General features: G+C 44.9%; 24 protein-coding genes. 10 read left to right on the top strand and 14 right to left on the bottom strand.

Features of this window, described 5'->3' with window-relative positions:
* The first annotated feature begins 63 nt into the window (after positions 1-63).
* The 9 genes from ispG to HQM15_05730 all read left to right on the top strand — a co-directional run bounded on the left by ispG (position 64) and on the right by HQM15_05730 (position 8,518).
* Entirely contained in the window at positions 64-2,142 is a 2,079-nt protein-coding gene (gene ispG / locus HQM15_05770) for a (E)-4-hydroxy-3-methylbut-2-enyl-diphosphate synthase (protein MBF0492271.1), read from the top strand.
* A gap of 33 nt (positions 2,143-2,175) precedes the next feature.
* A complete protein-coding gene (locus HQM15_05765) occupies positions 2,176-2,454 on the top strand; it encodes a hypothetical protein (protein MBF0492270.1) in 279 nt (92 codons plus the stop codon).
* 2 nt (positions 2,455-2,456) lie between these two features.
* The gene (locus HQM15_05760) at positions 2,457-2,744 is read left to right on the top strand and encodes a hypothetical protein (protein ID MBF0492269.1); all 288 of its coding nucleotides are present in this window, start codon (positions 2,457-2,459) and stop codon (positions 2,742-2,744) included.
* A 5-nt stretch (positions 2,745-2,749) separates the two neighbouring features.
* Complete coding sequence (locus HQM15_05755; protein MBF0492268.1) at positions 2,750-3,379, top strand: site-2 protease family protein; 630 nt, start codon at positions 2,750-2,752, stop codon at positions 3,377-3,379.
* A gap of 132 nt (positions 3,380-3,511) precedes the next feature.
* Entirely contained in the window at positions 3,512-4,492 is a 981-nt protein-coding gene (trpS, locus tag HQM15_05750) for a tryptophan--tRNA ligase (protein ID MBF0492267.1), read from the top strand.
* 109 nt (positions 4,493-4,601) lie between these two features.
* On the top strand, positions 4,602-5,393 hold the full coding sequence (locus HQM15_05745) for a segregation/condensation protein A (protein MBF0492266.1): 792 nt from the start codon (positions 4,602-4,604) through the stop codon (positions 5,391-5,393).
* Positions 5,393-6,481, top strand: coding sequence for an SMC-Scp complex subunit ScpB (scpB, locus tag HQM15_05740; protein MBF0492265.1), 1,089 nt, complete (start codon positions 5,393-5,395; stop codon positions 6,479-6,481). The genes HQM15_05745 and scpB overlap by 1 nt, the downstream gene beginning before the upstream one ends.
* The gene (locus HQM15_05735; protein ID MBF0492264.1) at positions 6,481-7,197 is read left to right on the top strand and encodes an rRNA pseudouridine synthase; all 717 of its coding nucleotides are present in this window, start codon (positions 6,481-6,483) and stop codon (positions 7,195-7,197) included. Before scpB ends, HQM15_05735 begins: the two co-directional genes overlap by 1 nt.
* A 124-nt stretch (positions 7,198-7,321) precedes the next feature.
* Positions 7,322-8,518 (top strand): HDOD domain-containing protein, encoded by a 1,197-nt coding sequence (locus HQM15_05730; GenBank protein MBF0492263.1) that lies wholly within the window; start codon positions 7,322-7,324, stop codon positions 8,516-8,518.
* A gap of 4 nt (positions 8,519-8,522) precedes the next feature.
* Here HQM15_05730 and HQM15_05725 read toward each other — a convergent pair whose 3' ends face one another.
* The 9 genes from HQM15_05725 to HQM15_05685 all read right to left on the bottom strand — a co-directional run bounded on the left by HQM15_05725 (position 8,523) and on the right by HQM15_05685 (position 13,768).
* Entirely contained in the window at positions 8,523-9,518 is a 996-nt protein-coding gene (locus HQM15_05725; GenBank protein ID MBF0492262.1) for a tagatose 1,6-diphosphate aldolase, read from the bottom strand.
* Positions 9,519-9,627: 109 nt separating this feature from the next.
* Positions 9,628-9,957 carry a DUF4143 domain-containing protein gene (locus HQM15_05720; protein MBF0492261.1) on the bottom strand — a complete coding sequence of 110 codons (330 nt, stop codon included), beginning with the start codon at positions 9,955-9,957 and terminating at the stop codon, positions 9,628-9,630.
* A complete protein-coding gene (locus HQM15_05715) occupies positions 9,843-10,151 on the bottom strand; it encodes a type II toxin-antitoxin system PemK/MazF family toxin (GenBank protein MBF0492260.1) in 309 nt (102 codons plus the stop codon). The genes HQM15_05720 and HQM15_05715 overlap by 115 nt, the downstream gene beginning before the upstream one ends.
* Positions 10,148-10,420 (bottom strand): hypothetical protein, encoded by a 273-nt coding sequence (locus HQM15_05710; protein ID MBF0492259.1) that lies wholly within the window; start codon positions 10,418-10,420, stop codon positions 10,148-10,150. Before HQM15_05710 ends, HQM15_05715 begins: the two co-directional genes overlap by 4 nt.
* Positions 10,421-10,505: 85 nt before the next feature.
* Positions 10,506-11,702, bottom strand: a complete 1,197-nt coding sequence (locus HQM15_05705) for a pyridoxal phosphate-dependent aminotransferase (GenBank protein ID MBF0492258.1) — start codon at positions 11,700-11,702, stop codon at positions 10,506-10,508.
* A gap of 80 nt (positions 11,703-11,782) precedes the next feature.
* Positions 11,783-12,271, bottom strand: coding sequence for a pantetheine-phosphate adenylyltransferase (gene coaD, locus HQM15_05700; GenBank protein MBF0492257.1), 489 nt, complete (start codon positions 12,269-12,271; stop codon positions 11,783-11,785).
* A gap of 13 nt (positions 12,272-12,284) precedes the next feature.
* Positions 12,285-12,878 carry a 16S rRNA (guanine(966)-N(2))-methyltransferase RsmD gene (rsmD, locus tag HQM15_05695; GenBank protein MBF0492256.1) on the bottom strand — a complete coding sequence of 198 codons (594 nt, stop codon included), beginning with the start codon at positions 12,876-12,878 and terminating at the stop codon, positions 12,285-12,287.
* Positions 12,879-12,884: 6 nt separating this feature from the next.
* Positions 12,885-13,340 carry a DUF4190 domain-containing protein gene (locus HQM15_05690; GenBank protein MBF0492255.1) on the bottom strand — a complete coding sequence of 152 codons (456 nt, stop codon included), beginning with the start codon at positions 13,338-13,340 and terminating at the stop codon, positions 12,885-12,887.
* A complete protein-coding gene (locus HQM15_05685; protein MBF0492254.1) occupies positions 13,337-13,768 on the bottom strand; it encodes a DUF2752 domain-containing protein in 432 nt (143 codons plus the stop codon). Before HQM15_05685 ends, HQM15_05690 begins: the two co-directional genes overlap by 4 nt.
* Before the next feature lie 56 nt (positions 13,769-13,824).
* Here HQM15_05685 and HQM15_05680 point away from each other — a divergent pair, with 56 nt between their 5' ends.
* On the top strand, positions 13,825-14,676 hold the full coding sequence (locus HQM15_05680) for an SHOCT domain-containing protein (GenBank protein ID MBF0492253.1): 852 nt from the start codon (positions 13,825-13,827) through the stop codon (positions 14,674-14,676).
* A gap of 105 nt (positions 14,677-14,781) precedes the next feature.
* On the opposite strand, the gene HQM15_05675 is transcribed toward HQM15_05680, so the two are convergent.
* The 5 genes from HQM15_05675 to gltX are packed head-to-tail and all read right to left on the bottom strand — an operon-like array spanning position 14,782 to position 18,911.
* Positions 14,782-15,915 carry an aminopeptidase P family protein gene (locus HQM15_05675; GenBank protein MBF0492252.1) on the bottom strand — a complete coding sequence of 378 codons (1,134 nt, stop codon included), beginning with the start codon at positions 15,913-15,915 and terminating at the stop codon, positions 14,782-14,784.
* 1 nt (position 15,916) lies between these two features.
* A complete protein-coding gene (locus HQM15_05670) occupies positions 15,917-16,816 on the bottom strand; it encodes a sugar kinase (GenBank protein MBF0492251.1) in 900 nt (299 codons plus the stop codon).
* 36 nt (positions 16,817-16,852) lie between these two features.
* The gene (locus tag HQM15_05665) at positions 16,853-17,287 is read right to left on the bottom strand and encodes a type II toxin-antitoxin system VapC family toxin (protein MBF0492250.1); all 435 of its coding nucleotides are present in this window, start codon (positions 17,285-17,287) and stop codon (positions 16,853-16,855) included.
* Complete coding sequence (locus HQM15_05660) at positions 17,253-17,498, bottom strand: hypothetical protein (GenBank protein ID MBF0492249.1); 246 nt, start codon at positions 17,496-17,498, stop codon at positions 17,253-17,255. The genes HQM15_05665 and HQM15_05660 overlap by 35 nt, the downstream gene beginning before the upstream one ends.
* Positions 17,499-17,510: 12 nt before the next feature.
* On the bottom strand, positions 17,511-18,911 hold the full coding sequence (gene gltX / locus HQM15_05655) for a glutamate--tRNA ligase (GenBank protein MBF0492248.1): 1,401 nt from the start codon (positions 18,909-18,911) through the stop codon (positions 17,511-17,513).
* Positions 18,912-18,922: the final 11 nt, after the last annotated feature.

Here is an 18,922-nt window from a genome sequence, read left to right as displayed (position 1 = left end):
GTCATAAGGTCTAGTCTTTCGAAGCACTTGACCTCCATCGCCCTCTAAAGATAGACCCCCAGCATGAGCTACACTCCCTCTTTATTCCAGTATCAGCGAAGGAAAACCCGTGTTGTCCAGGTTGGCAATGTGGGTATCGGAGGTGACAATCCTATCCGGGTCCAATCCATGACAATTTCTGACACCCTTAACACGGAAGCCGTGGTGAAAGAGGCTGTGGGTCTCATCGAAGCAGGCTGTGAAATTGTTCGCATCACCGCCCCGACCATTCATCATGCAGAAAATTTAAAAAATATTCGGGATGCACTTCGCGCCCAAGGTTACAACACACCGCTGGTAGCCGATATTCATTTTACGCCTCAGGCGGCCATGATTGCGGCAGATTATGTCGATAAAGTACGAATTAATCCCGGAAACTTTGCCGATCGAAAACTTTTTGCGATCAAAGAATATAGCGATGCGGAATACGACGACGAACTGATCCGCATTAAAGAAAAATTTATTCCCCTAGTTCTCAAATGCAAAGAGCGGGGTGTGGCGATGCGTATTGGGACGAATCACGGTTCGCTGTCTGACCGCATTATGAATCGCTACGGGGATTCGCCGCTGGGCATGGTGGAATCGGCTTTGGAATTTTTGCGCATTGCGGCGGAGCAAAATTATCACGAACTGGTCCTTTCGATGAAGGCCTCCAACACCCAGGTGATGGTGCAGGCCTATCGCATGTTAGTCGAGCGAATGGATGCCGAGGGTCTGGAGCCTTATCCCTTACACCTGGGAGTGACTGAAGCAGGCGATGGAGAAGACGGCCGAATCAAGTCTGCTGTGGGCATTATGACTTTGTTGCAAGATGGTATTGGCGATACGATTCGGGTTTCTCTGACGGAAGATGCGATTCATGAGATTCCGGTGGCGAGGGAGATGGTGGGGGAGTTTAATGAGGGAAGAGGGAAGATGGGAGACGGGAGACGGGAGACGGGAGATGGGAGGAGTTTTACCCACTTCCCACTTCCCACTTCCCACTTCCCTCCTCCCTCCTGGAATCCTCTCCAATACTGCCGTCGCCCTTCTGAAACCGTAAAAGCAGGACCCATCTATCTTAGCGGGAAGCATCTGATTCGAGTGCAGTATAGTTTGCCTTGGGAAAAAGATGAGAAAAAATTACAGAAGCTAGAGCAGGACATTGCTGAATTAATTAAAAAAGATAGACCTCCCGAAATTATTTCTTTTCAAATTCCGGATGATTTAGAGGCCGTCGATTCTTTTCTGGAATACGCAGCACATTTTAAGAAAAAATTTTCAGGATTAGCTCTCGGGGTAGCGCTTCAAGAAGCACCTCATCTCTTTCCCCAAATTGCGCCTGCCGTCGATAAGGTGAGTATTTGCCCTTCTCGAGAAAAAACGCCTGAAGGATGGAAGGCTCAGGCGATTGAGATGATTCGTATCGCAAAACAGCTTCCCTTGGCTTTGGAGTGGAGGATGGAAGAAGGGGAGAGGGGATTCGCTTTATTAAATCTGGCTCAGCTTTCTCAACAAGAAGGTCTGGATCGTTTTGGCTTATGTTGGTCCGGAGTGGATATGCTGCATGTGAATCGAGCCTTGGCGGCGAGTTTGGCCGAGAAGAAGATTGAAGCGGTCTTGCATCTGGTTCCGCATTTACAAAAAGAAGAAGATGTTTTGATCCGCAGTGCGGGACAATTGGGGGCCTTGCTTTTGGATGGGATGGGGGATTCCATCGAGGTAGGGGCGCCGCTTGCTGCGCCCCTACGGGATTCCATCAATCTTTCTTACAATATTTTGCAGGCGGCGCGTCAGCGGGTGACCAAAACCGAATTTATTGCCTGCCCTTCTTGTGGTCGAACGATGTTTGATCTTCAAACGACTACGGCACGCATCAAAAAAATTACTTCTCATCTCAAAGGGGTTAAAATTGCAATCATGGGTTGTATTGTGAATGGTCCGGGTGAGATGGCGGATGCCGATTTTGGCTATGTGGGCGGAGGACCCAACAAGATTCATTTGTATGTCGGTAAAGAATGTGTGGAAAAAAATATTCCTCAGGAGATTGCGGATGAGCGTCTGGTAGAGTTGATTAAGGCGCAGGGGAGATGGATGGAGCCTTTCCCTGACAATGACCATTGACCTTTAATGTTCTTATTTATTACACTGAGAACCATGTCAAATTCACAGCAAATTCTGGAAGTAGATAAGCAGGGTCGTATCTGCTTGCCCAAAACACTTCGTTCAAAAAACAGTAAATATTACTCCTATGAAAAAGATAGGGATGGGACCATTCGCTTGCTTCCTATTGTAGGAGTGATCACGAATAAACAGGCTTATTTTTGGACGGATCGTTGGCAAAAGGGCGAAAAAGAAGCATCAGAGGATATTAAAAAAGGTAAAGGTAAAATTATCTCACCTGACAAAATTGATGATTTTTTTGACTCTCTTTAAAAATGAACTATAAACTTTTCATCAGTCCTTTGTTTGAGAAAAAACTTAAAAAACTTCCCAAAGATATTCTGGAAGCAACACGAAAAACCACCAAACTTCTTAGCGAGAATCCCAAACATCCCTCTCTAAAAACACATAAGGTTTTAAGAGCAGTAGGTAATTTTGGCAGCGATGTATTTGAGGCCTATGTAACCATGAAATATCGTCTCACCTGGGAATATGGCCCTGATCAAGGAATGATTACTCTGAGAAATATTGATAATCATGATGAGTGTTTGAAGAAAGCCTAGCTACTATGATGTCCAATCGTCTCCTATTCTTTCTTCTCTATTTCCCTACTTTTCTGATCTCCCTTTCGGTGCATGAATCCGCGCATGCCTGGGTGGCGTTTTTGTTTGGTGACGACACCGCAAAAAATTTGGGGCGTATCAGTTTAAATCCTATTCGACACATGGATTTTGTGGGAACTTTTTTGCTCCCCATTTTCTTTTTTTTCACCCCCGGACTTCGTTTTCCCATCGGGGGCTGGGGGAAGCCGGTTCCGGTGAATCCGTACCAGCTTAAAGATCCGCGTAAAGATGGTTTGTGGATTTCACTGGCAGGGCCTGCTTCTAATTTGCTGCTGGCAATATTTTGTGCCGCATTGATGCGTATTTTTTTCGTTCAGAATTTTCCTTATGTCTTTGCAGTTTTAGAAATTGGAATCTGGTTAAATTTGGGTCTGGCGTTTTTCAATCTGGTTCCTCTGCATCCTTTGGATGGTGGAAAAATTATTGAAGGTCTGCTTCCCGAAGCCTGGGTGCCTGCCTACGCCCAGGTGGCGCGCTACGGATTTTTGATTATTTTTGCGGTGTATTACATTTGGGGTTTTGGTTTTATTACCAAACCGGTGAGTTTTTTGGCGGAGAGGTTGATACCGAATTGAATGCCTCCCCTTAAGCTAAGGGGAGGTTAGGAGGGCTTATGTTTCAATTGCATCCAATTGCCATAACGCCCCCGAAAAACAATAAATCGTTATTGTTTTTCCCCGATCTTAGCTTAAGAGGGGGAACTTTTTATGAAACAACGCGTCGTCTCGGGCATGCGTCCCACAGGCTATTTACATTTAGGCCATTATCACGGGGTGCTTAAAAACTGGCTGGAGCTGCAAAAAAAATACGATTGCTATTTCTTTGTAGCCGATTGGCATTCTTTGACTACCGAGTATGCGAATCCAAGTCCGATCAAAGAATTTACTCACCAGATGCTGCTCGACTGGCTGGCTTGTGGCATCGATCCAAACTCCGCAACGCTTTTTATTCAGTCTCGTGTCCCTGAACATGCGGAATTGCACTTGCTGCTTTCGATGATTACGCCCATTTCCTGGCTGGAGCGCGTTCCCTCTTACAAAGAACTTCGAAAGGAACTGTCTGAAAAAGACCTCTCCACTTATGGATTTTTAGGTTACCCCCTTTTACAAACCGCCGATGTGATCCTCTATCAAGCCAACAAAGTGCCTGTAGGACAAGATCAGCTGGCACATATCGAACTTTCTCGGGAAGTGGTTCGGCGCTTCAATCATCTCTACGGCGAAACCTTTGTGGAGCCTGAGGCGATGCTTACCGAGGTTCCCAAGCTACTGGGAACCGATGGCCGTAAGATGTCCAAAAGTTTTGGGAATTCACTGTTTTTGTCTGAAAATCCCGAGGCCGTGCAGAAAAAAGTGTTGAGTATGATGACCGATCCCGCTCGCAAACGCCGCACGGATGTAGGCAATCCAGATCTTTGCCCGGTATTCGATTACCATAAAATTTATACAGCCGAAACGAAACAGGCAGAACTCGCCGCTGGATGCCGCAGTGCGGCGATTGGCTGTGTGGATTGCAAAAAAGTTTTCTTGGAAACTTTAATTCCCTTCTTGAAAGCCCATCAGGAAAGACGTAAGGAATTTGAGAATAATCCCAAACGGGTGAATGAAATTATTGAAGCTGGGGTGGAACGTGCTCGAAAAGTGGCGAGTGCGAATTTAAAAAAAATAAAAGAAGTCATGAAAATTTAAATTTCCTCCCCTTAAGCTAAGGGGAGGTTAGGAGGGGTTATGATCAATTTGCACCCAATTGCCATAACGCCCCCTGACCCCCTCTTAGCTTAAGAGGGGGGACATCTGAATGCTCCAAGAAGCTTATAAAATCAATCTCCCTGCCTTTGAAGGTCCTTTGGATTTGCTCATGCACCTCATTCGCAAAAATGATGTGCAGGTAGAGAATATTCCCATTGTCACTATTCTTGAACAATACTTGCACTATATCAACCTGATGCAGGAATTAAATATCGATTTGGCCGGTGAGTTTATTTTGATGGCGGCGGAGTTGGCTCACATCAAATCAAAAATGCTCTTACCCGAAGAAAAAAGTGAAGAAGAGGATGAAGGGGAAGATCCTCGGGCTGAACTGGCCAGGCGTTTACTGGAGTATCAGCGCTTTAAAGATGTGGCGTCGAGATTAGCGGAGCGGCCTTTTTTGGGCCGTGATGTTTTTATTCATCCTCCTTACCGCGAAACGGGAAATATAGAAGAACCAGTCTTGCAAGCAGATTCTTACAAGCTTTTGCTTGCCTTTAACGGGGTGCTCAAAAGATTAAAGCCCGAAAAGTATCATGAAGTGGCGATGGAGCGTTTATCTGTTAGTCAAAGAATTTACCAGCTGATTGAGTATTTTAAAACTGCAAGTTCCATTACCTTTGAAGAAGTGTTTGAAACAGCGCAGACAAAAGGCGAATGCATTGTTACCTTTTTGGCTTTGCTCGAAATGATTCGTCTTAAACTTATTCGTGTTTGGCAGGCAGAGGCACAAGCTGCTATCCGTATTGAACTGCGTGGTCAAACCGAAATTCCTACGAATCTTGAATTAAGTTCTGAATTTGACGAAGGCCCCTGTCCAAAGCCCCAAGGAGAATTTTAATGAATCCACAAACTCTTAAATCTGTTGTTGAGGCCTTGCTTTTTGCCTGCGAAAAACCTTTGGATGCCACTGATCTTTTAAAGATTATTCAGCGCGTTGATCCTGAGGTTGAAAAGGATGACAAAAAAACAAACGAAGGATTTCAAACCCAGGTAAATGCTCAATTCGAAGAAGTGGGGAAAGGGGATCTTTTAAAACTACAGATAGCCAATATTTTTTCGGATGAGGAGGGTTTTATGGAGGAAATGGTGTTGGATTCTAAAGGAAAGAGTGAAACTTCCATTTCCGATTTGCCGGCTTCTGAAAGTTTAGAGGGTTTGGCAGTTCTATCCCCAGAAGATGCTGGCCGGGAGCTTTCTGCGGAAGAGCAGTTACTCCAAAAGCAAAATGAAGAAGAAGAAAAGTTGGGTCGTGCAGATATTCAGGAAGCCATCAATGATCTGATGCAGGAATATGAAAAAAATTCCGAACGGGGTTTTACTTTAGTAAAGGTGGCCCAGGCCTATCAATTTAGAAGCAAACCTTCACTGGCGCCTTACATCCGAGCGATGAGTAAAGCTGTTCCTACTCGACTTTCGCAGGCTGCCCTGGAAACGTTATCCATTATTGCCTATCGCCAACCCATTACTCGAATCGAGGTTGACCAAATTCGAGGAGTGGATTCGGGGGGGGTAGTTAAGAGTTTAAGTGATAGGGAATTGATTCGCATTGTGGGTAAAAAAGATGAGCCTGGGCGGCCACTGCTTTATGGTACCACAGAAGGATTTTTGGAAATCTTCAACCTCGATTCTCTTCAAGATTTGCCCAGTCTAAAAGAATTGCATCAAATTGAAGAGGAGATGAAGCGCAACGAGGAACCTGGAAATGTAGTCCGTTTGGAGACGGAGATCGAAGAAGAAATCCAGGAAGTGGAAAGTGAGATGGAACTTCATTTTGCTGAATTAGAGGAAGAGGAAGAAGAAACCTTTTCAGCCCTAGATCAGGAGGTACAGCTCCTGCACAGTTTAGACGAAAAAGTAAAAGGGACCTTGAATCCTAAAGTCGAAGAACCTTTTGTAAAACAAACAGGACATTCAAGCTTAGAGTAATGCCTCTCCTACGTCTTCAAAAATATCTCTCCCAGGCAGGTATTGCCTCTCGTCGCAAGGCCGAAGGCCTTATCCTAAAGGGCAAAATTACCCTCAATGGAAAAGTGGTGTCCGAGTTGGGTGTGAAGGTGGATCCCGATACCGATCGCATCTGTCTTCAAGGCAAAAAGATAGAACGCGAAGAAAAAAAATACTATTATCTGCTCTACAAGCCGCGTGGGGTGATTGTTTCCAAGCGGGATCCGCAGGGTCGAAAAACGGTGTATGACCTCATTCCTCATCTGCATCCCTCGGTAAATGCGGTGGGTCGTTTAGACTATGATTCGGAAGGTTTGATTTTGCTCACGAATGATGGTGCCTTGTCTCATCGTTTCATGCATCCTTCTTCTCAAATTAAAAAACTTTATCATGTGTGGGTGAACCAAGAGTTGGAGGAGGAAGTCTGCGAGGAAATGGAAAAGGGAATTGTGTTGGACGAGGGGCTTACTGCTCCGGCGCAGATAAGGGCGCTGAAAGGTGAAAAGAATGAAATCTGGTATTCGATAGAAATCCACGAAGGGAAAAAACGCCAAGTTCGCAAGATGTTTGCCTGGGCAGGTCTTAAGGTGCTGCGTCTCATTCGTGTGAAAGTGGGACCTTTTGACTTGAAGGATTTGAATAAAAGACGATACAGAACTCTATCGGCGGAAGAGATGATGGAATTCAGATTGGAATGAGTTTGGGCAAGAAAAAAACTTACGAAAAAAAGAAAAGGCTTTGAGAAGTATTTGATAGCAGTTAAACTGGCGGGCGATATTGACCTTTTTTTTGGGGGAGGTCTTGTTGATTCAAAACAAGAAAATGTTTTTTGAAAAAATTACGCAGCTTCCGGTTCTGCCTCAGCACGTCCAAAGGCTTATGGAGTGTATCAATGATGCAGAGGTGGATGTCTTGAAAGTTGTTCAAATCCTTCACGTAGACCCCTCCTTAACGGCCAGAGTGCTTTTGGTGGCAAATTCTCCTCTGTATGGACTTCGCCGCGAGGTGACTCGAGTAGGTCAGGCGGTGATGATACTTGGTCTGGATGCCACACGCAATATAGCGCTGAGCGTAAGCCTGTTTCAAATGTTTCGGCCCAGCTCCGATTTAATCTTAAAACCCGATGAATTCTGGAAGCATTCCTTGGTGGTGGCCTGTTTGGCACGTCTTATTGCAAAACAGTTAAAGTTTGAAGATCCTGAAAATGCCTTCACTGCGGGGTTATTGCACGATTTTGGAAAAATAGTGATTATGAAATATTTTCCAAAAGAGTTCTCTCTGGCCGTTACTCGGGCTAAAAAACAGGAAGGCCTGTTGACTGAATTAGAAAATGAAAGTTTTGGATTGGATCACACTGAAGTTGGAAAGGTGTTGTGTAAACACTGGAATTTTCCTGCCTCGTTATCCAAAACAATCACACAGCATCACGAAAAAATAAAAATAACATGGCCAGCGCCCGTAGAAGATCAAGATTTAACAGTGATTAAAATTGCCAATAATTTAGCCAAACTTATTCCTGTTGGGGACAGTGGAAATCCTTTCTTTGAGATCCAGGCCATTCAAATTTGCAGGCTGATTGGCTTGGAAGAAAAAGATGTAAAAAAAATATTTCGTCAGCTTCCCGAGGAATTAAATCATCTGGGCGCTTTTTTTGATTTGGAATTGAGTGCTGCTTTTGCAAAGCCCGATTCGAATAGCCCTCGTGTGGCTATGGTAATTAGTGATTTAGATGAAAAAAGTTATTTGAATTTGCTGCTTTCAGCTATGGGGATCGAAGCAGTGGATTACTCGATTACACAATTTGAGGAAATTCGAGAAGCTGCAGTGATTGTCAGCGAAGACTTGATCCCCTTACACCTGCGCAAGATAGAAAAAGAAGGCATTTTATTGCTTTCCTGGAAAGACTGGAAGGCCAGTTCTCCTTTAGTCGAACAAGGGCATTTCCACATGCTCTCCCTACATAAATGGATGAGAGAACAGTTGCTGAGTCAGCAGTCTCAGAAAATGGGAGTGGCTTAAACTCCTACTTTTTCCAGCTCGTGGCCCCCGCCTCCAACACCTTATTCAAGGCCTGAATGTTCTGTACCCCACGGTCCGATAGCCAGGATTCCAGGGCCTTGATGCCGGATTTGGCGTAAATGGGAATCCCGTCTTTCCAGGTGGCACGACCACAGAGGACGCCGTTGTATTTGACACCGGCTTCCGCGGCAAGCTCCAGACTTTCGCGAAATACATCATCCGAAACTCCGGCAGAGAGGTAAATAAAGGGTTTGCTGGTGGCACCGGCGGTCACCTGATAATGTTTTTTCGCTTCAGCCAGCCCATAAGCCTTTTCGCCTTTATATGATTTGCTGCCTTCTACAAATTTCATGTTGACGGGAATTTCTACCTTCAAGACATCCACGTTGTAACGCTCCTTGGAAAACTCTTCCATGCTGCGGGCCACGATGTCGGGTTTCTTTTGAGCAAAGCTGACACTATTTTCTTCTTCACCTTCCTGGGTGGGATAGCTGACGAACTCCAGAAAATAAGGGATATCGTGGTAGGCACATTCCGCTCCAATGCGTTCTACCCAGGCATGTTTGATGTCGTTTACCTTTTTATTTTCGTAAGGAGAATAATAGAGCAAAATTTTGATGGCATTGGCTCCTTCGGCAATCGATTTGGAAACGGTCCAATGGGGAATCAATTTAGGCACGCGCCCCGGGGTATTTTGTTCGTAGCCGGTAGATTCATAGGCAAGCAATAAACCTGCATTCGAGGAACGAACCCGACTAGCGGGGAGTCCCCATTCGGGATCCAACAAAATAGCGGTGGCATGAGGAGTGAGGATTTTTGTGACGGCCGTTTTAAACTCTTCCATCATCAAATCGGTCACCAAAGAAGGGTCACAGCCTTTTTCTTTGGCAATCCCTTTTTTGAGAGATCCTCGCTGATCCATGGCTGCTGCAGCAATGATGCCTTTTGAGTTGGAGAGTTTTTCAAGATGTTTCACTTTGTTTGCACTAAATGGCGGCATGTCTGCTCCTTGAAGACTTGAATGGGTTATGGGTTTTAGTGGGCCTTAGCGAATTCAAAATAGGCAGTCAATGGCTTTGCTTGTGTTCTTCATATGCTTTTGTGATCGGTTACTCAAACAAACTCCACAATTCTTTCCAAGACAGCACCTCAATCCGTGGGCTTAATTTATAAGGTTTTGCTGTACGCGAAACAATGTATGCTTTTTTTGCATTGGGATATTCGGAGAGAAAAATTTGAAGATGTTTGGCGTCATTCAGGCGAGGAGCTTCGGACCACTTTACTTCAATAGGGATGTATTCTTCCTCTCTTTCAATCACCCAGTCTACCTCAGGTCCATCTGCATCTCTCCAAAAGTAAATTCGGTCAGGCGCTCGGGCAACATTTTTCTTCCCTCTTTGGCACAGAGTCTTCTCACTCCCAAATCGAAAAATAAATATTTAGAGGAGTGAATGAGTTTTTTTCGTTGCATAGCCTGTTTGGACGAAGTGCTTAGCGGTATGATGATAATCGAACGCCAATTTTTATGTTGATTGAATTCATCATTTGAAATCAAAAGCACTGGACGTTTACCGCCTTGTTCTGAACCGGATCGAGGCCAGATATTTGCCCAATAAATGTCTCCCCGTTTCATTGTTGTTCCTCAAAAATTTTCTGCAGCTCTTTGAGCGCTTCTTTTTCCAGCGAAGTGTCCATATCCAGTTCAGACCCTGCATGTTTTGAAACATAGGCCGCTAATTCTTTTTGAACCTGATAACGCTTTTTGGCCTTAATCCAGTATTGAATGGCCATATGAGCAAGAGTAGTCAGGGGAAGCTTGAGAGCATCTGCAATTTTTTTGAGTTCCAAATGGATGGAAGCATCGAGAGGGATATGAATGTTTTTTGAGAAAGAAGTAGACATGATAGATGTCATCTTATTGTGACAGATTGGATGTATCAATACGGATATCGTTTCTTGTGATATCGTTTAATCCATCAAAAAACAATCAACCCAGATCCCTCAACCCCTTCGCAATTCGATCCAGACCCTTTTCAATATTTTGCATCGAAGTGGCGTAAGAGAGGCGCACGAAGCCGGGGGCGCCGAAGCCGGAGCCGGCAACTACGGCTACTAGGTGCTTTTCTAATAGGTAGTCGGCGAGTTCGGTGTCGGTGCTGAGTGTTTTTCCTTCGGGGCTTTTCTTGCCCAGGTAGGCGTTGAGATTGGGGAAGACGTAGAAAGCGCCTTCGGGTTTGTAGCAAGTGACTTGGGGAATGGCGGCGAAGCGGCTTAGGATGTAGTCTCGGCGGTTTTTGAATTCGGTCACCCAGGTTTTTAGAAATTCTTGAGAGCCGTTCAAGGCCTCGACGCAGGCCCATTGGGTGGCGGTGGCGATGTTGGTGGTGACTTGACCTTGCAGCTTGGTGGCGGCCTTGATGACTTCCACAGGACCGGCCACGTAACCCATGCGCCAACCCGTCATCGAATAAACCTTGCTGGCACCATTGACGGTGAAGGTGATCTTTTTAATTGCGTCATTGAGGGAGGCAATGGAGGTGAATTGAAATCCATCGTAAATAATTTTTTCGTAAATTTCGTCCGAGATACAAAGCACATTTTTCCGCACCAGCACTTCCGCCAGGGCCTCTAATTCTTTTTTGGAATAAGCAGATCCCGTGGGATTGGAAGGGCTGTTCAGGATGAAGGCCTTGGTTTTGGGAGTAATCGCTTTTTCCAGTTCCTGGGCGGTAATTTTAAAGCCGTTTTTTTCCAGTGTTTGAACGATCACTGGCGTGGCATCATTCAGCAGCACCTGATCGGGATAGCTCACCCAATAGGGAGCGGGAATCAGCACCTCATCGCCCGCTTCAAAGAGGACTTGAGCCAGATTGTAAAGCGAATGTTTGCCGCCGCAAGAAACCAGCACTTCGTCTCGAGTATAGGTTAAGTGGTTGTCGCGTTTCAGTTTGGCGATAATAGCGTCTTTGAGTTCATTCACACCGCCTACGGGAGTATATTTTGTCTTTCCCGCCTTCAGTGCATCAATGGCGGCTTGTTTGATGTGATCCGGAGTATCGAAATCGGGCTCACCGGCACCAAAGCCTACCACATCAATGCCCTCGGCCTTCATGGCCTTGGCCTTGCTGTCGATGGCTAAAGTGGGAGAGGGTTTTACGCGGGCAATACGTTGAGTTAATTTAATCATGGTTATTAAGGTTTAAGGTCTAAGGTTTAAGGTTTAAGGTTTTATATGCTTTTCCCTTATACCCTATGCCTTACACCTTATACCTTCTTCATTTTTTCTTTTAATCTTTTTTCTACCAAAGGATGAATCATCCCTTTGACCGATCCACCAAAACGGACAATCTCTTTAATGAGCGAAGAACTGATATGCGAATAGGCGGATTCTGTCATCATGAAAACGGTTTCGATATCGGGGGCCATCATTTTATTGGCCAGCGACATTTGCAGTTCGTATTCGTAGTCGGGAACGGTGCGCAACCCTCTCAAAATAGCGCCTGCATTGTTTTTGCGGGCGTAATCCACCAACAGCCCTTCAAAAGAATCGATGACTACATTTTTTTGGTTTTTGAAAAGGGCCTTCAGCATTTCCACGCGTTCGTCTGGGCTAAAAAGCCCGGATTTACTGGTGTTGAAGGCAACGGCGACGATGACTTTTTCAAACAATCTCAGGCTGCGTTCTATAATGTTGATGTGCCCATGCGTGGGGGGATCGAAGGAACCGGGGCAGATGGCGATGGATTTTTTCAAGTGAATCCTCTGTTCACCCTCTCCCTGGCCCTCTCCCCTCGAGGGAGAGGGTGGGGTGAGGGGGTAATTTTAGAAAAGTAATATAGGTTTGCCCATACTTGCGCTGATCATTAATTTCAAGCTTTTCTTGCGCCTTGGGAAGTTCGCGTCCGCTGTGCTCGCAGACGATCAGGGTATGAGGAGTGAGGATTGAAGAATGGTGCTGCAATAGTTCCAGGCTGGGGTTCAGTAAATTTTTATCGTAGGGAGGATCGATAAAAATCAGATCGAATTTCCCCCCTTTTTTTTCTAAAAAAGGAATCGCTTTATTCACCAACATTTTAATGACCTGCCCGGATTCCTTCAAGCGACAGTGTTCCAGATTTTTTTCGATATAGGCAGCGATGTTGCGATCGGCCTCGACAAAGCTGCAGTGAGCCGCAGCTCGGGAGAGGGCTTCAATCCCTACTGATCCCGTGCCTGCAAAGAGATCCAATACCTTTACGCCTTCTAAATCTCCCAAGATGTTGAAAATGGCCTCTTTCACCTTATCGGTGGCAGGCCTTACCTTGAGGGTAGTGGGTGAGAAAAGTTTTCGGCCTTTGGCGAGCCCAGAGATCACGCGCATAAAGGTTTAAGGCGCGAAGTGGGTGTCTTGTTGTTTGGCCTGATGCAGGATGTCCAATACGCCAGAACCTATGGTTCCCCCGACGAGCAACAGGTAGATGCCTAAAATAGCCATGAAAAGACAATTCAGAAGGGTGGAAATGAGGCCCAGAATCCATCCTACCTTCGCCAGCATCCTTCCGGATTCCGGAGCTTCTCCGCGCTTGATGGCTCCTTCTTCTATTCGACCCACGATGATCGCTGGTATGCCGGTAAAGAATCCACAGCATAAAAAAGAAGCGATGGCTAAAACTAATGCGGCAATGGCACGTCCTGACGCTCCACCTGAATTTCCTCCGGAAGGGCCTGCTCCAGCAAAAGTAGGGCTTTGAGCTTGAGCCGGGGGAGCCGTATTTGCAAGAGGTGGAGGGGCAGACATCATTTGAGTGGCTTCGTTGTCTTCAGAAAATGGTTGATCGCTCATAAAGTTCTCCAAATTTGTAAAATTCGATAGCCCCAGCTTGATAGAAAAGAAAAGACAAATAATATTAAAAAGGCATTGAGTTGCTTATCGGGCAGTAGATCCCAGAAGTTTTTTTTGCTCAAGAGATTTTTCAGCGAAATGAAAATTAATGCAACATTCATCAAGAATAAAAAGGGGCCCAGGGGATGGGAAGAAAAGGCTGCCATAAAGTGACCATGGGCCATATGGGAAAAACTGGTGGTCAAACCGCAAGCAGGGCAAGGGTAGCCGGTAAAAAATAAAAAAGGGCAGGGGGGAAGGCCCAGCTGTTCATGGGTGCCAAATCCACGAGTATCAGGCTTTAGCCAAAAGGAAAGCAAAAGGATTCCGGAACTCGAAATCAACAGAAAGAGGCGACTTAAAATAATAGAAGGCTTGATTGAATACATGTTTGACCTCTGAGTAATGTCTGCAGTAGAGGCGATCTTCACCTAAAGGAGTTCTTATGCGTAAGATGATTTTATTTTCTCTTTTCACTCTTTGCTTTTCCCCCTTGCCCTTAAAGGCTGCAGAAAAAATTTGGAAGCAAAATAACAACCCTGCTAATTATATCGATTTGGAATCTATCAAAGACTCTGTGGCAGAAGATCTGATTTTGAATCATCCCTATCACATCGACGCCAAGAAAATCACCGACATGTTGCTTTCGGTTCGTTATAACAAGGCCCTGCTGTTTCGAAAAGATATTAAAGACCAGCAGGTTTTTTTTGATACCGATTTGGTCGAGAAGAAGTTTGCCCCTCGCATTGAGGAGGCCTTCCAAAAAGCTAGCCCCAATCAAGTGGTGGTGGTTTCCATGGTACAAAAAGATCCTTTTTTCGTCTTAAGGAATGATCGCTTGAGTGTTTTTAAAATGTTTGTGGCCCAGGACGGCATGCATATTAAATTTATGAAGACCGATTCTCATCTTTCGGGAGATTATCAAGCGCACACCACGGGGACAAAGCTGATCCAAGGCGCCAAGGGTATGAAAATAAGTTTGGAGCCGCAACCGGGCCAAAAGCTGTCCTTTGCGGATGCCCAGGAAGTGATTTTAGATTTAAATTATGATTTTGCGGCTTTGGTGGATAAAAAAGCCGAAGAAGAAACTGAGAAAGAAAAAGAAAAAAACAAAAGGGTGAAGCGAAGTGATTCCTCAACAACTTCCACAGCAGCTAGCTCCACTAAAGCTCCAAGTTCCGAGGTGAAAAAAGCCCCCGCAGAACGTTTGAAAGATTTAAAGGCCTTGAAAGAGCAGGGGCTGATTAGCCCTGCAGAATATGAGGCGAAGAAGAAAGAAATTTTGAAGGATTTGTAGGTATGAGAACATAAATTCCTTTATACTTCGTTGCTCACTTAGTCGCAATCCTCACGTAGCGTTGCTACGCTCCGGTTGCCCCTTCGCTCGCGCCTCGTCTATTAATTACTCAATTTCCAAAATCTTCGGACAACTCGACAGGATCTCGCATCCGTCTTTCGTAATATAAACCACGTCTTCAATCCTCACTCCGCCTACACCGGAATAATAAAGCCCGGGTTCCACTGTGACTACCGTGCCTTCTTTCAAGGTATGATCGAATTTAGAAATTCGAGGGGCCTCGTGAATGTCCAGGCCTAGGCCGTGGCCTGTCCCGTGAAAAAAACCCTGCATGCGTCCATTGATATTTCCGCTTTTGAATCCCTTTTTCTCAAAAAGTTTCAAGATCCCTTCATGGATTTTCCGTCCATTCACTCCTGCCTTCAGGTGGGCCATCGTCCATTCCTGAGCCTCTTTTACGGCCTGCCATTGTTTTTTGAGTTGGGGGCTGGCCTTGCCCTTCACTACCGTTCGACTCATATCGGCATAATATCGGCTGGCGATGTGACGAGGGAAAACATCCATCACAATCGACTCATGAGCATGCAATAAGGCATCTCCCCGATTGTGCGGGTCCACGCCCTGCTCACCGCCGGCAACAATAGTTTGCTGGGCGAGGCATCCCTGTTCAAACAAATAGAGATCGATGAGGGAGCGCAAACCCTCAGAACCCAGTTTTTTGCCTTTATAATAGAGCAGATTTTTTTTGATCCCGCATTCTGCCAAAATGGCATAGGCCCTCTTGATGGCATTGGCAGTATGTTTGAGCGCTAGTTTAATATTTTTCTTTTCTTCCTGATTTTTAATTACTCGTGTGGGCCAGAAGGGATCGGCCTGAAATTGGAGTTTAAATTTTTTATTTTTTAATTTTTGCGCGCTATAAGCAGGAAAGTTGTGGGGGATCGTGATCGCAGAAACCCCTTTTTCTTTGAGGAAAAATTCCAGCAGTTCCAGCAGGGGAAAGGCCTTTGCTTTTTTGACCTTTTTCAATTTCTCCGTCAGCTCACTGATGGAGACGACTTCATCTACTTGAGATTCGCTTCGTCCGCGGTCGACTTCGAGATCATTTAAAAAAAGATATTTTTTGTTTTTGATTTGAACAAAATAAACAGGGTCTGGAACCAGGAACTTGGTGGCATAATAAAGGTCGGCGTTGTTTTCGGAATCTCCATAAAGGAGCAGGGCGGAAGATTTTTTCATTCTAAAAATGAGCGAGCTTCATAAACTCCTGATAGCGCATCTCAATCTCTTCATTTTTTAGTCGACGGAATCTATCCAGGCTAAAGTCTTCGACATTGAAACTGGCCATGACAGATCCATAAATAGTAGCTTTTTTGAGATTATTAAAACTCAAATCGCCGCTTTTGGCGAGATAGCCCAAGAATCCACCGGCAAAACTGTCTCCCGCTCCGGTAGGGTCTTTGATTTCTTCTAAAGGGAGTCCAGGGGCAGAGAAAATTTCATCCCCGTGGAACAGCAAGGCTCCGTATTCGCCGCGTTTCAGGGCTATCGTTTGAGGCCCCCAGCTCCTAATCTTTCGGGCGGCTTTCACCAAATTACTTTCACCGGTGAGTTCTCGCGCCTCGCCTTCGTTGATGAACATTAAATTTACTTTGTTCAAAGTTTTTATCAGGGCCTCTTTTTTAGAAGAGATCCAAAAATTCATCGTATCGAGTGCGATGAGTTTTGGATTCTGGGCTTGTTCAATCACCTTCATCTGTAATTCAGGATCAATATTCGCTAGAAAAACAATTTCTTTATTGCGATAAGAACTGGGAAGCTCGGGGTAAAAACTTAAAAAAACATTCAGTTGCGTGTCTAAAGTATGAGCGGTGTTGAGGTCAAATTCGTAGCGGCCTTTCCATCGAAAAGTTTTGCCCTCTTTTTTCTGCAGGCCTTCGAGGTGCACACCGCGCGAGGCTAAAAAATCGAGGTGTTGTTGCGGAAAATCTTGTCCGACAACTCCCACCAAATAGGGTGGGCTTAAAAAACTGGCAGAAGTAGAAAAGTGGGTAGCAGAGCCTCCTAGACCCTCCTCGATTTTTCCGAAGGGGGTTTCAACACTGTCTAGGGCGATGGATCCGACGACGAGGATTTGCATGGGGTCTCCAGAGGATAAGTTGTTTTTGCGCGGGCTCTAAAAAGTTGGAATTGTTTTAAAACCCATTTGCTTAAAATGTTTGTCTAATGTCAGTACTTCACGAACGCCTTTTTCTTTGCAGAGGACAAAACTTGTTGCGTCAATGAGATCAAAATCTTTATCTTGATATTTAAAGTAGTCTCTCATTGCTTGTTCTTCTTGTGCTTGTGAAATTCTTATAATTTCCACAATCTTGCTATTAAAAATTTCTCGCAGAAAAAAAGTTCCTATTTTCTTTCCCAATCTTTTTGTCAAAAGGGAGGTCGTTTCGGCAATAATAAAGTTCGATGTAAGAAGAGGTGTAGGTTTATGATGTAAAAAATTTAAAATGGACTCGGAGTAGACACTCGATTGGTCCATCCACTCATAAAATACACTGGAATCAACAAAGCAAGCATTACCACTTTTTATTTCCATAGAGGTAGTCATCAAATTTTTCCCCTACATCTTTTTTTCCACTATTAAAAATTCCTTTCATCTTAAAAAGAGAATCTCCAAAATATTTTTTTTCTTTTCTTTTCTTCCTTTTTTCATCTACCCAGTTTTTTAAAAGATCAGGAATGCTCAATTTTTCTGATTTGGAAATTTTTTTAAGATAGCTGTATTGTTCCTCATCCCAATTCAAAATAGTTTTATGGGCCATGAGTTTCTCCTTTCAATCTTTTAAACAATTTTTCAATCTCTCCAAACTTTTTTCTTTTCCAAGCAACAACATCGCCTCATAAATACCGATGCTAATGGTTGTTCCTGTTAAGGCGGCCCGTATGGGTTGAGCGAGTTCTTTGAGTTTAATTCCCAATTCGGCGATGCAAGTTTCCACCACTTGGTGCAAGGAATCTCTATCGAAAGTATTCAAGGCTTCCAGTTTTGGAATGAGCCTGCCAAAGTAATCTTTGACCTTTTCATTTTCAAGCATCTTTTTCCCTGCTTCACTCCAGGGGACATGATCCAAGAAAGCAAATTCCACCAGATCGGCCATTTCTGCCAAAGTTTTCGATTTTTCCTGAGAGGCCTTGATGGCAGCTATCAAAGTCGCATTGTTTTCAACTTCAATTTCTCGAAGTTTAAAAAGGCGAATCAATTCCTCTGCCAGATCTTCCGGCTTGGATTCGCGAATATAGATGCCATTCAACCACAATAATTTTTCCGGATTAAAAATAGAAGGAGATTTTCCCACCGCGCTGGTTTCAAAGTAATTCACCATTTCTTTAAGACGCATCACTTCTTTATCCCCATAAGACCAGCCCAGGCGGGCCAGATAATTCAACAAGGCCTCGGGTAAGTATCCCATGTCGCGATAAGCAATCACCGATGTAGCACCATGTCGTTTTGACAGACGCGCTTTATCAGCACCCAAAATCATCGGCACATGGGCAAAAATGGGAAGCGGATAATCGAAGGCTTCGTAAAGTAAAATTTGCCGGGGGGTGTTGTTGAGATGATCGTCTCCGCGAATCACGTGAGTAATATTCATGGTGACGTCATCCACCACGACGGTAAAATTATAAGTGGGACTGTCATCGGTGCGCCAAATAATCAGGTCGTCCATTTCTTTGTTTTGAAATTCGATGTTTCCCTTGATTTCATCTTTCACCAGGGTGCTGCCTTCTTGAGGGGCCTTGAAGCGGATACAGAAGGGCCGGGTTTCCTTGGCCCAATCGGCCTCCGTCAAATTTCTACACGTGCCTTCGTATTTGGGTTTGCGGTGTTCTTGGGTGGCTTGTGCACGCTTGGCTTCCAATTCTTCCGCGGTGCAATAACAACGATAGGCCTTTTTTTCAGCCAAGAGCTTTTGCATGTGCTCGCGATACAAATCGAAGCGCTGGGTTTGAAAAAAGGGACCTTCTTGCCAGCTTAAGCCCAACCAGGTCATGGCCTGCATAATCGAATCGACATATTCCTGGGTGGAGCGTTCACGATCGGTGTCTTCCACACGCAAAACAAAAGTGCCTCCGGTTTTTTGGGCAATCAGCCAATTGTAAAGCGCCGTGCGTGCCCCTCCGATGTGGAGATGGCCGGTGGGAGAGGGGGCGAAGCGGAGTCGGGGTTTGGTCATAAAATTCTTAT

Source organism: Deltaproteobacteria bacterium, assembly GCA_015233135.1.
In the GTDB taxonomy this organism is placed as follows: Bacteria; UBA10199; UBA10199; order JADFYH01; family JADFYH01; genus JADFYH01.
The sequence above is the reverse complement of the archived record's forward strand: the minus strand, read 5'-3'. Positions and strand labels throughout refer to the sequence as shown.